The organism is Sphingopyxis sp. 113P3 (genome assembly GCF_001278035.1).
Lineage (GTDB): Bacteria > Pseudomonadota > Alphaproteobacteria > Sphingomonadales > Sphingomonadaceae > Sphingopyxis.
Window position 1 is genome coordinate 23,128 of record NZ_CP009452.1, and the last position, 13,853, is coordinate 36,980.

The 13,853-nt window shown below is 64.3% G+C and carries 12 protein-coding genes; 4 read left to right on the plus strand and 8 right to left on the minus strand.

Annotated features, from left to right (window positions below):
* Positions 1 to 15 precede the first annotated feature (15 nt).
* The 3 genes from LH20_RS00150 to LH20_RS00160 all read right to left on the minus strand — a co-directional run bounded on the left by LH20_RS00150 (position 16) and on the right by LH20_RS00160 (position 2,802).
* The gene (locus tag LH20_RS00150; protein ID WP_083455533.1) at positions 16 to 735 is read right to left on the minus strand and encodes a TetR/AcrR family transcriptional regulator; all 720 of its coding nucleotides are present in this window, start codon (positions 733 to 735) and stop codon (positions 16 to 18) included.
* Between the two features lie 440 nt (positions 736 to 1,175).
* Positions 1,176 to 1,583: a bactofilin family protein gene (locus LH20_RS00155; RefSeq protein ID WP_144423632.1), complete on the minus strand. Its 408-nt coding sequence runs from the start codon at positions 1,581 to 1,583 to the stop codon at positions 1,176 to 1,178.
* 1 nt (position 1,584) lies between these two features.
* Entirely contained in the window at positions 1,585 to 2,802 is a 1,218-nt protein-coding gene (locus LH20_RS00160) for a M23 family metallopeptidase (protein WP_053552474.1), read from the minus strand.
* 269 nt (positions 2,803 to 3,071) lie between these two features.
* On the opposite strand from LH20_RS00160, the gene LH20_RS00165 reads away from it, so the two are divergent.
* Together LH20_RS00165 and LH20_RS00170 are read left to right on the plus strand one after the other, a co-directional pair.
* Positions 3,072 to 4,463 carry a methyltransferase family protein gene (locus tag LH20_RS00165; RefSeq protein ID WP_083455216.1) on the plus strand — a complete coding sequence of 464 codons (1,392 nt, stop codon included), beginning with the start codon at positions 3,072 to 3,074 and terminating at the stop codon, positions 4,461 to 4,463.
* A 150-nt stretch (positions 4,464 to 4,613) separates the two neighbouring features.
* On the plus strand, positions 4,614 to 5,096 hold the full coding sequence (locus LH20_RS00170) for a hypothetical protein (RefSeq protein WP_053552475.1): 483 nt from the start codon (positions 4,614 to 4,616) through the stop codon (positions 5,094 to 5,096).
* Positions 5,097 to 5,106: 10 nt separating this feature from the next.
* Here the strand turns inward: LH20_RS00170 and LH20_RS00175 are convergent, their stop codons facing one another.
* Positions 5,107 to 5,562 (minus strand): MaoC family dehydratase, encoded by a 456-nt coding sequence (locus LH20_RS00175; RefSeq protein ID WP_053552476.1) that lies wholly within the window; start codon positions 5,560 to 5,562, stop codon positions 5,107 to 5,109.
* 41 nt (positions 5,563 to 5,603) lie between these two features.
* On the minus strand, positions 5,604 to 6,815 hold the full coding sequence (locus LH20_RS00180) for a nucleotide pyrophosphatase/phosphodiesterase family protein (RefSeq protein ID WP_053552477.1): 1,212 nt from the start codon (positions 6,813 to 6,815) through the stop codon (positions 5,604 to 5,606).
* Between the two features lie 135 nt (positions 6,816 to 6,950).
* On the opposite strand from LH20_RS00180, the gene LH20_RS00185 reads away from it, so the two are divergent.
* On the plus strand, positions 6,951 to 8,558 hold the full coding sequence (locus tag LH20_RS00185; RefSeq protein WP_053552478.1) for a M20/M25/M40 family metallo-hydrolase: 1,608 nt from the start codon (positions 6,951 to 6,953) through the stop codon (positions 8,556 to 8,558).
* A gap of 225 nt (positions 8,559 to 8,783) precedes the next feature.
* Here LH20_RS00185 and LH20_RS00190 read toward each other — a convergent pair whose 3' ends face one another.
* Entirely contained in the window at positions 8,784 to 10,355 is a 1,572-nt protein-coding gene (locus LH20_RS00190; protein WP_053552479.1) for an alkaline phosphatase D family protein, read from the minus strand.
* 302 nt (positions 10,356 to 10,657) lie between these two features.
* Here LH20_RS00190 and LH20_RS00195 point away from each other — a divergent pair, with 302 nt between their 5' ends.
* Complete coding sequence (locus LH20_RS00195; RefSeq protein WP_053552480.1) at positions 10,658 to 11,668, plus strand: DUF2167 domain-containing protein; 1,011 nt, start codon at positions 10,658 to 10,660, stop codon at positions 11,666 to 11,668.
* 52 nt (positions 11,669 to 11,720) lie between these two features.
* On the opposite strand, the gene LH20_RS00200 is transcribed toward LH20_RS00195, so the two are convergent.
* Entirely contained in the window at positions 11,721 to 13,052 is a 1,332-nt protein-coding gene (locus tag LH20_RS00200) for a hypothetical protein (protein ID WP_235527059.1), read from the minus strand.
* 38 nt (positions 13,053 to 13,090) lie between these two features.
* A complete protein-coding gene (locus LH20_RS00205) occupies positions 13,091 to 13,825 on the minus strand; it encodes a MauE/DoxX family redox-associated membrane protein (protein ID WP_053552481.1) in 735 nt (244 codons plus the stop codon).
* Positions 13,826 to 13,853 lie beyond the last annotated feature (28 nt).

A 13,853-nucleotide genomic window follows, 5' to 3' on the forward strand; every position in this document is an offset into this window, starting at 1 on the left:
TCATTCCATTTTTTCTCACCCTCTGCCGAACAGCATGAGGATGTAACGCTTCAGGTGGGTGACGCTATCGCGGGCAATGGCGGGGTCGTTCGTGGTCTTCGCCATGATGAAGGCGCCCTGGAGCACCGCCTGGACGTGGCGCGCGAGGCTCATCGCGCCGACTCCGTGGGAAATGCCGTGGCGCGCGATCGCTGCCTCGATGTCGGGAGCCAGTGCTTCGCAATAGGCGGCAATGCTCGCTTCGCACGCAGCGCGGATCGCATCATTGGTTGCATAGGCTTCCTGCACCATCGTCCCGACAAAGCAGGTGAAATCCTCGACCGGCCCGTCGAGCATGGCGAGGCGGAAATCGATATGGCCAAGCAACCGGTCGAGCGGATCGTCGAGCTTTGTGTGCGGGGGCAATTCGAACATCGGCCGCGCGCGCTCGGTCCAGCCTTCGGCCGCAGCGATCGCCAGTGCGTCTTTCGACGCGAAATGGTGGAAGAAAGCACCTTTGGTGACGCCGGCCACCGCGCAGATCTCGTCGACCGTCGTGGCGGCATAGCCCTTGCGCCGCACCATCTGGTGCGCTGCGGCGATCAGCTTGTCGCGTGCGGTCCCTCGCGCGGCCCGTCCGCGAGAGGGGGCGCCGCCGCCCGCCGAGGGGACTATGCGGGCGGCGGCAGCCGCACCGCGTACGGCGCGGCGCGGGGGCTGGCGGGATGGAATCGGAGGGCTCTCGTTTGTCGTCATGCGAGTCAACATACCGACTAGTTGGTATGGTGTCAACGCCCGCGCGTTGTCCTGGGGGCGCCGCTTGAAAATTCGAGATAGGGAAAGGACGTGCGCCTTGAATTCAGACGCCGGCCTGATGGTGAAAATGGATCGACTGTGATCGCGCAGACGGCTGGAATCAGACCTCGGCCGCCGGATTTGGCCGTAACGTTCGATGTCGCGGCGGATCGATGCCTTTTAGGCTATGACAGGATCAATCGCACACGCGCTTCTGCCCGCTTGCAAAGCCCGGCCCGAATTGCCCCACCAATCGGTGTTCGGGGGTTCGGGGGTTCGGAGTGCGGTTCGCGGGTCTACGTCGTTCCAGACCTCGGCGGGGTCCGGGCACTGGTCGGGCAAGGGCCCCCCACACAAATGTACGCAATATTTCTCGCGGGGGGACGTGCCAAAGGCGCGCTTCAGATTCCGCTCACGGCCGGTTTGTTCTCGACCACCTCAAGCGGCGGCGGGGCCTTCACCGCAGCGGGCGCGGCGCCGTGGCGGCGGTGCGAGAGCTTGCCGTCGACCTTGCCGCCATTCTCGATCGTGATCGTTTCATAGACCACGTCGCCCGTGATCCGCGCGCTCGCGTGGATGACCAGGGTCTTGGCCTCGATCGACCCGTCGAGCAGTCCCGCAATCTTGGCGGTCTCGGCGATGATTGCGCCCTTGATCTCGCTCGCCTCGCCCTGGACGAGATTTGCACATTTGAGATCGCCCTCGATTTTGCCGTCGACGTGAAGGTCGACACTTGCGGCTACGTTGCCGGTGATGACCACGTCCGATCCGATGATCGAGAAGGTCGTGTGACGGGCTCCGGTCGCCATCTTAGCGGGCTGCGGCGGTGCCGGCACGGGCGCGGGCGAGGGCACCGACGCGCTGTCGGGCATCGGCTTTGACTTCGAGAACATCGGCTTTGGCCTCCAGGAAGCGACGCGGATTGACCGCGACGCCGTTCAAACGAACTTCGAAATGCAGGTGGCTGCCGGTTGAGCGGCCGGTCGAACCCATTCGGGCGATCTGCTGCCCCGCGCCGACGCGCGCACCAACGGCGGCGTCGAAACCGGACAGGTGCGCGTAGCGGGTCATAATGCCCTGCCCGTGATCGACTTCGACGACATTGCCATAACCCGAGCGGCGACCGACGAACGCGACCTTGCCTGGCGCTGCAGCGAGAATCGGCGTGCCGAGCGGACCGGGGAAATCGAGGCCCGCGTGCATGGCGCTCGCGCCGGTGAACGGGTCGTGACGATAGCCATAACTCGAAGAAAGCATCAGCACGTGCGCGGGTTGGCCCGAGGGAATGGCGACGAGGGTACGTTCGAGCACCTCCATTCGGAACAGCGCACCCTCGAGCGCGGCAAAGCTCTTGCCGAGCGCGCCCGCGCGGCCGATGCGCCCGCGCCACGGGATGAAGGGACCGCCCTGTCCTGTGCTCGCCTTCTTCACGAGCGATTGGGGGTCGAGGCCGAGCTTGGCGACGGCGTCGCCCGCCTTGCTTGCGCGCGCATTGACCGCAGCGAGCAGGCGCGCCGAAAAGGCTTCCTGCCGCGCCTCGATCTGGGCCAGCACCTGCGCCTCGGGCGGCAGGCGCGGGTCGAGCGCGCTGGTTTTCAGCATATGGTCATCCTTGCCGGGCGCACCAGCCTTATCGGTCTTCGCGTCAGCAGGAAGTGGCTCGGCGCCAAAATAGGTCTCTTGCCAATCCTCAAGCTGTGCCTGGCGCTCGTCGAGGTCGGCCGCGATTTCGGCGACCCGATTGCGATATTGGGCAATGCGCGCTTCGCTCGCAGCGGCGGCCGCTTCCTTGCGCGCGACCTCCGCGCGCTCGCCCGCGGTGAGAATCTGGTTGATGAAAACGGTCAGCGTCGCGCCAGCCCACACGAGGAGGACGGCTCCAGCGATCAGCGCGACGCGCTTCTGCCAGACCGCGCTCACGCGCAAAAAGCGGACGTGTCCGTGGGTTCGAACGAAAATTTCGTGGTCCTGAAACAGCGCATTAAACCGCTGGCGCCAATGGCGCAGGCCCGTCGATAGCGAAGACAAGTAACGACCCCGTCTTTTATTCTGGTGGAGCCCTCCGCCCCGGCATGGAGGGCCCTTTAACAGCGGTGTCAGTCCAGCGCGAATCTTTGGCCACCGACTCAAGCCGAATCGAAAGGGGGACGCGATGAATCGTGAAACACTGCCAGAATGGCGGTTTTTCTACCGAAAATGACTCGGGAGAATCGCGGCTCTAGTCAGGAACAAGGGCGATCAAAGTTATCGTTGACGGCTTGCTTACCATTTGCAGCTAGGCGGAGAGGGTGACGCAAATGCCCCCCCTTTCCGAAGCGATCGCGGCGGCGGACACCGGCGCGCCGAACAGCAAGCTGCGGCCGCGTTCCGCGGTGAGTGCGGGCGTCGGCCTCGTTGGGCTGATCGGCCTGTTCTCCTATCTGCTGATCGCGCGACATGCCCCCGAAATTGCGGCCTTCCTCGGGGTCGACTGGGCCGGGCGGGGGAGGATGGATGGCCCGGTTTCGGCCGTCGCGAGCGTCCTCGCCTGCGGTCTTCCGATGGTCCTCTGGTCGCTGTTCGTCGACAAGGTGCATCGCAATCCGTCGACCGGGATCGACTGGTCGCGGCGCCGGCCGTGGCGCGAGACGCTCGATATCAGCCTGACCAAGCTCGCCGGGCTCTGGACCACCTGGGGCCTGATCGCGCTCGGCTACGCAACGATGCGCTTCTATTGGTCGGGGCAATATGAGTTTTCGATGGGGCTCCTCGCACGGGTCGCCCCCTGGCTCCTGCTGGTATCGGTTCCCTATATGCTGTGGCTCGACCGCCGCCTCGTCGAACCGCGGGATGGTTGCTACGCCTTCGGCCGCTGGCTGGTCGCACCCGGCGCGCGCGTCGAGGGCCGCGCGATCGGCCATCATTTCCGCGCCTGGGCGGTAAAGGGCTTTTTCACCGCCTTCATGCTGTCGATCGTCCCTGGCAATTTCGCCTCACTCGTTTCGGTCGAGATGAGCGAGGTGCTGGCCAATCCCTATATGACGGGGCTGTGGGCGATCAATCTTCTCTACCTCGTAGACGTCCACATCGCGACCGTCGGCTACATCCTGACGCTTAGGCCTCTCGATGCGCATATCCGCACGGCCAACCCCTACGGCATGGCGTGGGTTGCCGCGCTCATCTGCTATCCGCCCTTCATCCTGATGAACGGCGGGCCGCTCGATTATCAGGTCGGCGGCGCCGACTGGGGTTATTGGCTCGCGGGTCATGATACGCTGATGGCGGTGTGGGGCGCCGCGCTCATTGTTCTGATCGGCATCTACGCCTGGGCCACAATGGCGTTCGGAATCCGCTTTTCGAACCTCACCCACCGCGGCGTGATCACCCACGGCCCCTATGCGCTGACGCGCCACCCCGCCTATATTTCGAAGAACCTGAGCTGGTGGGTCGGATCGCTCCCATTTCTCGTCACAAGCGGCAGCTGGGTCGAGGGCGCACGCAATACCGCGCTGCTCGCGCTGGTCAGCGGCGTTTACTACTGGCGCGCCAAAACCGAGGAGAAGCACCTGCTCGCTGATCCCGCCTATCAGGTCTATTGGAACTGGGCGCAGGCCAACGCACTGATACCGCGGCTTTTTGCAAAACTGACCGGGCGGAACGCACCGCTGATCCGGCTCGAGCCCGATCCGCGCGTGGGGCCGGTCGCCTGACACAAGGCCGCCCGAATAGAGAATTCAGCTCCCCGAAAAGCCGGACTTGGTGGTCTTGCGCGACCCGATTTGCGCCGTTACGGGACTCCTCGTCTTCGAAACTAGCGGGCTGTCGCCCGCCAAGTCGAAGGCCAAAGGAGAAAAACGTCGATGAAATCCCCTCTTGCGGCGTCGTTTGGCGCCTTGTTGTTGCTCGCTGGTTGTTCGGGCCAGGCCCAGACCGACACCCAAGCCCCCGAATCCAAGACCGCGGTTGACGAAACGAAACTGCCCGAAACTGGCGGCGGCGAACCGATCGAACTGAGCGCGATCGAAAAGGGCGAACTCCTCCGCCTCGACGGCGACCATGAATGCAGCTTCACCATCAAAGGCCAGTCGGGTCCGGCGCTCGTTGCCCGCGCCAGCACTGGCGACGATGAACTCGCCTCGGGCGCGTACAAGATCGGCGGCAAGGTCCTTCGCGTGGCGGGCTCGGGCGGCTTCAAGGCGCTCGAAAAGGGCATGGAGCTGTCGGGCCCAGGCATGAAGCTCGCGGTCAAGCCGGGCGAAGGTGGTCAGCCAGCGACGCTTCTCGCTCAGCGCACCTATGGCGGCGAACGCAGCTTCGAAGGCGCGTGGGCCTGTAAAGCCTGACCTTTAACGCCTAGGAGGCGGCAGGCTCGCGAACCCGGATAAGTCCGGTCGAGCGCATGGTCATCACCGGCTCGTCGTGCTGGTTGAAGACGGTGAGTTTCGACTGGAACAGTCCCATCTCGGGCCGGCTCTGCGACCGCCGCTTGCTCAGGACCTCGGTTTCGCAGCGAAGAGTGTCGCCGGGATAGACGGGTTTCAGCCAGCGAAGCTCGTCGATCCCGGGCGAGCCGAGGCCCGCCTGCTCGCGAAGCTGCATGTGGTCGACCAGCATCCGCATCGTCATGGAAGCGGTATGCCATCCGCTCGTCGACAGCCGCCCGAAATGCGTTGCGGCGGCCGCCGCATCGTCGAGGTGGAAAGGTTGGGGGTCGAACTGACGCGCAAAGTCGATCACCTCCTCGCGCGTGACCTGTTTGCTTCCGAAGCGCTCGATCGCGCCGACCTCGATATCTTCATAATAGAGCATGGCGGTCCTATGGGGCTCCCGGGCCGCTGAAGGCAAGCGCGCTAGCGCTCGATCCGCCTTGCGAGGGCGCCGGTTGCGTCGCTGGGCAGCGGTGCAATACCGATCAACTTCATCAGGAGCGGATAGACCTCGATATTGTCGAGGGTGCCCACATCGCCCTTCAGACCCGTGTTGGCGGCAACAAAGAGCGCGAGCATCTCGGGGTCCTGATTGTCATAGCCATGGGCGCCGCCCGCGATGGGCCATTCGGGCTCGCCCGCAATGATCGACCAGCCGGGCTCGGCGATGCAGATGATCGCCGCGACACGGGGGTTGCGACCGTAGTGGAGCCGCGCGGGGAGGTTTTCGCGGCGGCGGCACTCCATATGATCATGCGGCTTCAGCAGCGCCGCAAACACACGCTCGTCGGTCGCCGCTGCGGGCTCGATCGCGGCATAAGGACCGGTTTCGACCGCGATGATGCTCGGCAGGTCGATGAGATCGGCAAGCTGGATTACTCGCGAGGCGTCGACCGCACGCATTCCGTGATCGGCGACGACCAGCAGGCGCGCAGGCTGCCCCATTGCATCGAGCCCCCGCGTCAGCTCGCCGATCCGCGCGTCGACATCGGCGATCGCGGTATTGACCTCGTCGCTGTCAGGACCGAAACGATGTCCGGCGGTGTCGACAATGTCGAAATAGAGCGTGACAAAGGCGGGACGGACCGCCGCGGGTCGCCGCATCCAGTCGAGTATGGTGTTCACGCGCTGAACGTCCCGCACATTCTGATCGAAGCGAAACCAGTCGAGCGGCCGGGCGCCATGGATGTCGACCTCGCTACCGGGCCAGAACATCGTTGCGCTGCGAACGCCTGCCTTTTCGGCCGTGACCCACGCTGGCTCGGCCTCGTCCCACCAGAAGCGGTCGAGCGACTGCTTTGCATCGCCAAGGCTGAATATCTGGTCTGGCCGGCGCGGGTCTATCATCCGGTTGCCGACGATGCCATTGGTGTCGGGCCGCTTGCCGGTGACAATCGCATAATGGTTGGGAAAGGTCTTGGTCGGAAAGGACGGGCGCAGCCTGCCGTGGGCGCCCTCCGCTGCAAGCCGCGACAGGTTCGGCGTGAGGCCGCGGTGCAGATAATCGGCGCGGAACCCGTCGATCGAGATGAGAATGGTCACGGGCGGCCGCTCGCCACCTTCCTCGGCCGGAAGCGGCTCGGCGGCAAGGATGAGGAGGGCGAGAATCAGCGAGGCGATTCGGGAGATGATCATGGCGCCAGAATGAGCCGATGACAGGACGGCGACAAGTCGTGTGTCGCCGCAGGCGGGGCGTCGGTCGGAAATTTCCTTGCTATTTCAGACGCTGGATGGTGCAGCTGGTTTCAAATGCAACAAGGGGAAACCGAAATGAAAAAGACTGTGGTCGCCATGATGATGGCGGGGGCGGCGCTCGTCGCGGTACCGGCCGGTGCCCAAAAAAGTGACGACGCCATCGGCATCATCGATCAGGGTATGAACCATAGCCAGGTGATGCTCATCGCGCAGGAAATGACCGACGGGCTTGGTCCGCGCCTCACCAACTCGCCGGGCATGCGCCGCGCCGAGCAATGGGCAATCGACAAGTTCAAAGGCTGGGGTCTTTCAAACGTCCGGCGCGACGGCTTCGAATTCGGCCGCGGGTGGGAGATCGTCTCAGTGAGCGCTCGCATGACAAGCCCGCGCCCGCTTGCACTCACCGCCATTCCCGTCGCCTGGACGCCGCCGACCAATGGAGCACTCTCGGCGCCGATCATCGTCGCGCCGATGTCCAAGGAAGAAAATTTCGCCGAATGGCGCGGCAAGCTTGCGGGTAAGATCGTGCTGATTTCGCTCCCCGGTGAGGGCAGCGAGCCCGACAAGCCGGCGTTCCGGCGCCTCGGCAACGATGATCTCGAAAAGCTCGAGGCGTTTCGCCAGCCCAAATACGACCCCGAGGCGCTGAACCGCCGCCTCGAGCGCGTTACCTTTCCCGAGAAACTCGACGCCTTCCTGAAGTCCGAAGGGGCGCTCGCCTGGGTGCGCCAGTCCTATCGTGACGGCATGCTGGTGCACGGCGAAGGCTATAATTACCGCGCGGGCCATACGCTGAGCCTGCCGGGGATCGAGCTCGCCGCGGAGGATTATCGCCGCCTTGCGCGCCTCGCCAAGTCGGGTCCGGCGCCTTTGCTCGAAATCGACAGCAATGTTCGCTTCGACGACAGTGACACCAAGGCTTATAACATCATCGCCGATATCCCTGGCACCGACCCCAAGGCGGGCTATGTGATGGCGGGCGCACATTTCGATAGCTGGGCTGCCGCGGACGGGGCGACCGACAATGCCGCGGGTAGCGCGGTGGTGATGGAGGCGGCGCGGATCATCAAGGCGCTCGGCATCCGGCCAAGGCGCACGATCCGGTTCGTGCTGTGGAGCGGCGAGGAGCAGGGGCTGCTTGGCAGCCTCGCTTATGTCGACAAATATCTCGCCTCGCGCCCTGGGCCTGCGGAGGGCGAGGACGGCAACCTTCTCTATTATGGATGGCCGAACCGCTATCCGATCACCCCGAGGGCCGGTTATGACGACCTCAAGGCCTATTTCAACATGGACAATGGTTCGGGCAAGCTGCGCGGCATCTATGCCGAAGGCAATGTCGCGGCGGTGCCGCTGCTCAAGGAGTGGCTCGCGCCATATGCGAGCCTTGGCGCGGGGCGCGTCGTCGCCGCCAACACCAGCGGCACCGACCATGTCTTCATGCAGTCGGTCGGCATCCCGGCCTTTCAGTTTATCCAGGACCCGCTCGACTATGGATCGCGCACCCACCACAGCAATGCTGACACCTACGACCATCTGAAGGCCGAAGATTTGCGCCAGGCGTCGGTGGTAATGGCGGGCATGCTCCTTGCCTCAGCGAACAGCGACAAGACGCTGCCGCGCTTCCCTGTGCCGAGCCAGCCCACGCCCTATGATCCATTCAAATACAAGGATCCGAACGAGTAAGGTGCCCATGCCCCGGTCCAATGGTCATTGCGATCGCGGAGAAGCATTGCAGAGAGGCGACAACCTCTCCGGATTGCTTCGCAGGGGCGCTTGCCCGCAATGACCGGCCCAAGAGAGGTGAGCCATCAGTCCGCACCGCGTCGGCCTTCTCCCCTGCGGAGCGAAGCCGAGACACGAAGGCGATGGCGACTCCGAGCTATGGCGTGATCGCTGAGATCTGGATATCTACGCCGACATCTTGATGCCGGCGACGCCATTTTCGATCACTCCCGTCGCGCGCTTCGAGAGGGCGTTCACGGGAGTCGACACCTTGTCGACGACCATGAAGTGCGTCTGCCACGCCTCGCGCCCCACCTCGCAGACCATGTAGCCGCGCTGGTCGTTGGCGAATTTGAGTTCGGGGTTGCGCGCCAGCCACTCGTCCGTGCCGGGCCGCTTGTCGCTCCCGTCGCCGCCGCTCGAGATCGAAGTGCCGACGAACTCGCCCGCGACGACCTTGTCCTTCAGGATCAGGTCGCCGCAGAAATTCTGATGCTCGTCGCCGGTCAGCACGACAGCATTATTGACGCCGCCAAGGCGCGCCAGCATTCGCTCGCGCGGCGCCTCATAGCCCGCCCAGCTGTCGAGATTCAGGATCTTCTGTGTCTCGTCCGGAAAGCGCCGCCGGTCGAGTGACATCATGGTGACCTGCTGCGCGATCGCGTTCCACGTGGCGCCTCCTTCGCCGAGATTTCTGGCGAGCCACGCCTCCTGCGCCTTTCCGAGCACCTGCGCGTTCTTGTCGAAAACCCCCGGACAGGCGGGCTTGAAACCGTCCCCGCACGGCTGATCGTCCCGATACTGCCGTGTATCGAGCAGCTGCATCGACATGAGATTGCCGTAACGCAGCTCTCGGTTGAGCGCCACCATCCCGCCGCGCGGCAGCAGCGCGCGGCGCACCGGCATATGCTCGTACCATGCCTGCATTGCTGCCTGCTTCTTCAGCATGAAGACCTCGGGCGGCGGAGCGTCGGGATCTTCCGCATCAAGGCCCAGTTTCCAATTGTCGCGGTCCGACACCCAGTCGTTGCGGATCTCGTGGTCGTCGAAGCTCGACAGAAAGACGTGGCTGCAGCGCGCTGCCTGCAGGTCGATATCGCTGAGCTGCTGGCTGTACGCGGTGCGAAAGTCGGAAAGGTCGATCAAGTTGCGGAACGCATTCTTGCGCACCGGCCGGCTCGGCAGTCCATCGGGGAACAGATAGTCCTGGCTATACTCATAGATGAAGTCACCATAATGGTAGACGAAACCAAGATCTTCGCGGGCCAGGTGGCGGTATGCGCCAAAGAAGCCCGATTCAAAATGCTGGCAGCCGCAAACGCCGAACTTGAGCGCGTCGACACTGGCGCCGACCGCAGGGAGCGTGCGAGCGCGGCCGCGCAGGCTGCGCTCTCCGGCGGCGGTGAAACGGTAATAATAGGGGCGGTCAGGCTTCAGGCCTGCGACCTCGACGTGGACGCTGTGTCCAAGCTCGGGATGCGCAAGCTCGGTGCCGTGCGCGACGAGGTTACGGAAACCGCCGTCGCTCGCGACCTCCCATTGAACCGGCACCGGCGCGAGCGGCATCCCGCCGTGGGGGGCCATGGGCTCGGGGGCTAGGCGCGTCCAGATGACAAATCCGTCGCTCGATGGGTCGCCTGCTGCCACGCCGAGGCTGAAGGGGAAATCGCGAAACAGGCCGCCCTCGGCGCGCAGGATTGCGGGTGCTGACAGGCCAGTGAGGGTGGCTGTGGCGAGGAAGTGACGGCGGCTGACCATGGGGGCTCCTGCAGGCTCGCGCCGAGACCCGACTCGGCGCCCTGCGGCATAGCCGAGCGTGCGCAAGATGCCCATTGCCTCCAGCCCCCCTTTTTGCCGCTTGCCACCGGGGCACGCGTCCCCCCCTGGTGGTCGCGCCACAAGGGGGCATTTGGTCGCTCCCAACGAATCGGCTCGGTCCAGGAAAGATACGCCCTTCAGGCCGTCGCCCGCAGCTCGAACTCCGTTTCGCTACGCTCCACTTCGTGCGAGCTGCGGCGTACGTTCCAAGACCGTCCGCGAACGGTACAGGGGGACAATCGATGAAGCAGCCGTTCAACAGGAACCGCGCGCTCGCCGTGGCGGCGGCGCTTGCGGTCGCTGCCGTGCCCGCCACCATGCTTCAAGGAGCGGCGTTCGCGGCGAGTGCTCTGGCGCAGGAAAACGCGGCCGCGCAGCAACAGGCAGCCGCCGAAAGGCTGCTCGCGTCGCTGAAGCGCCGTACGGGCACGATCCCGATCGATGTTGCGAAGGCCGACCTCGTTCTGGGCGACCGTTATTATTTCGTCGGCCGGCAAGAGGCGCGCTCGATCCTCGTCGACATCTGGCGCAATCCGCCCGAAGCCGCCGACAATGTGCTCGGTATGGTCTTTCCCAAGGGCAAGAGCTTCGTCGATGACACCTGGTCGGCGGTAATCACCTTCGAACGCTCGGGCTATGTTTCCGACGAGGATGCCAAGACGATCGACTATGACGCGCTGCTCGCCGACATGAGAAAGAGCGATGAGGAGCAGGCCGACACCGTGCGCGCGCAGGGATATCCTGCGGGTATCGTTCAGCGCTGGGCACAGGCGCCAACCTATGATGCCGCGAAGCACTCCCTCGTCTGGGCGCGTGATATCAAGTTCGACGGCACGGCTGAGGATACGCTCAACTATGACATTCGCCTGCTTGGCCGTTCCGGGGTGCTCAGCATGAACATCATTGCCGGCATGAGTCAGCTCGGCGAGGTGCGCGAGGCTGCGAAGATCTTTGCGCAGGTCGGCAATTTCCGGGCGGGTGCGCGCTACGCCGACTTCGATCCGTCGGTGGACAAGAGGGCCGAATATGGTCTCGCCGGGCTCGTCGCTGCGGGCGCGGGGGCGGCGGTGGCAAAAAAGGTTGGTCTGCTCGCCCTCCTCGCCAAGTTCGGCAAGCTGATTTTCCTTGCGATCATCGGGGCCTTTGTCGCGCTTCGCAGCCGTATCGGACGCATCTTCAGGCGCCAGCCGGCTCTCGAGGCATCGGAATGGGACGTCCCGGCCGCGGCTGCGGAGGACGATCCCCAGGCGTAGACAATTCTACCCCGGAACTTCAGCCGGAGACATCGATCGCAAGAGCGTGAGCCTATAGCCCGAGCGACAGCCGTGCGAACAGCGTCGCGCCGACTGGCGTCTTGCCATAGGCGGCATCGAGCGCATCGGGTTTGGCGAAGGCAGCGACGCTCCCGCCCAGCGCAAGGTTGAGCAGGCCGGTGAGCGACATGCGATAGGCATAGCCTGCCTGGAATTTGGTCACGCGGAACGCAAGGTCGTGCAGCGGGTCGCCATGGTCGGGAAACAGTTCGTCGCTGCGCATATTCTCGATCCGCGCGAACAGACTGTGATGGCTGTCGATGTCCCAATTCGCTTCGGCAAGCCAAGCCGTCAGCGTGTCGCCGGGGTCGCGGTTCTTGGCGCTGAACGCCGCCATCGCCGACAGCCCCTTGGCGTTTGCGAACTGGACGCTTGCAGTGGTGCGATGCTCATTCGCGCCCGCATGCTGGGCCTCAGGCTCCTTCAGCCGCGCGTGGCTGACCTGGACTGCCCATTCGGGGGACGGCGTCCAGGTTCCGCGAAAGGCCCAGCTGTCGAAGCGCGGGCTTTCGATACCCCAGCGTTCTTCATCGGGTTCGCGCCCGGTGAACAGCGATGCCTCGAGTTGAGCGTGCGGCGTCTGATAGCCGAGCGTCGCGACGCCGTAGGTGATGTGGGTCGAATCGAACCAGTGGTGGGTGATCGGCGCCTCGGGATTGTAGCGCGCGCTGGTGCGATGCATGAAGGCGCTGGGGCCGATCGCCGGCTCGCCCACCGGGCCGCCATAAAGGAACAGCCGGCCCCTCTCCCCGACCATGACGTCGACACGCGCGGCAAGCTCCATGAACAGATCGTGCGGGTGCTGGCGATCGACGAGCGGCACGCCGCCAGCGGTTTCGCCTGTCGCGAAGAGGTTGGGATAGCCGCGGTTCGCCATTAGCGGCTCAAGGCTCATCATCGACTTGAGCTGGAGGCGGCCCCAGCCGGTCTCCCTTTCGGCCGAAAGCATCAGCATCGACTGGACATAAGTCTTGTCACCGCCGCGCGGCCCGGACTGATCGCTATAGACGCCCCAGACAAAGCCATGCGCCATCAGCATCCAGTCATCTCGGGGGGTGAGGTGGAGGCCGCTGTGTCCGCTCTCGTTGCCAGGTAACCGCGACGTGCCGGATCCTTCGGCCGGCAGCACTGGCCTGCTCCGATCCATCACTCCGTGCCCCATCGGCGCATGGTCCATCGCGCCCGCGTGCTCGGGCGCATCGGGCTTGGAAGCGGCCGCAGGCCCTGCATGGCCCGCGTGCGCGCCGTGATCCTGCGCGGCCGCGGCGAGTGGAACCAGGCTAAAGGCCGCGGCGCCCGCGAGCAGCGATCTCTTCCACGTCATCATCATCTCGTCCCTTAACAGCGCAGAAGGCGCGGCCGTCAAAGCCATATCCGCATCATCCACGCAGCCATGGCGATCATCATCAGATTCTCGGTCAGCGAGACGAAGCCGAGGGGTACCTTGCTGCTGCCACCGACGCAGGCGCACTTGATCACGCGTTTGTCGATATAGACCGCCTTCACGACCGACACGGCCCCGATGGTGCCAATGACCCATGCGATGGGGATCGACAGCAGCGGCAGCGCATGTGCGGTCATCAACACGCCCGCGAGCCCCTCAGCAAAGGGGTAAATGCGCGCATAGGGGACCCAGCGACGCGCGAGCAGATCATAGTTCAGGAACATGGTCGCGAACGTGTCGACGTCCTGCAATTTCAGCAGCGCGAGGACGACCATGCTGAAGGAGATGAACCATTCCGCCGCGCGGATGGTAAAGGCCTGGCCCTCGACCGCAAAGCTGGCGGCGAGCGCCATCAGTGCGGTCATCGCGAACAGCGCGATGACCGGTTTGTAGCTCGTCGCGTCGGGGTCGGCGACCTTGAGTCCAAAATGGCGGCGCAGATCGTCGTAGCCGCCGATTCGCACACCGTCGATGAAGGTCTGCGGTGTCGTCTTGACGCCTTGCTCGGCCTTGAACGCGTCGGTCTCCTCGCGCGTCGTCAGCCAGCGGTCGTCGACCGTAAAGCCGCGGCTTTTGAGGAGGTGCTTCGCCTTCAGACCATAAGGACAGATATGGTCGGGCATCACCATGCGATAGAGGATTGCCTGTTTCATGCGGTCCTTATAGCGTCCGTACCATGGT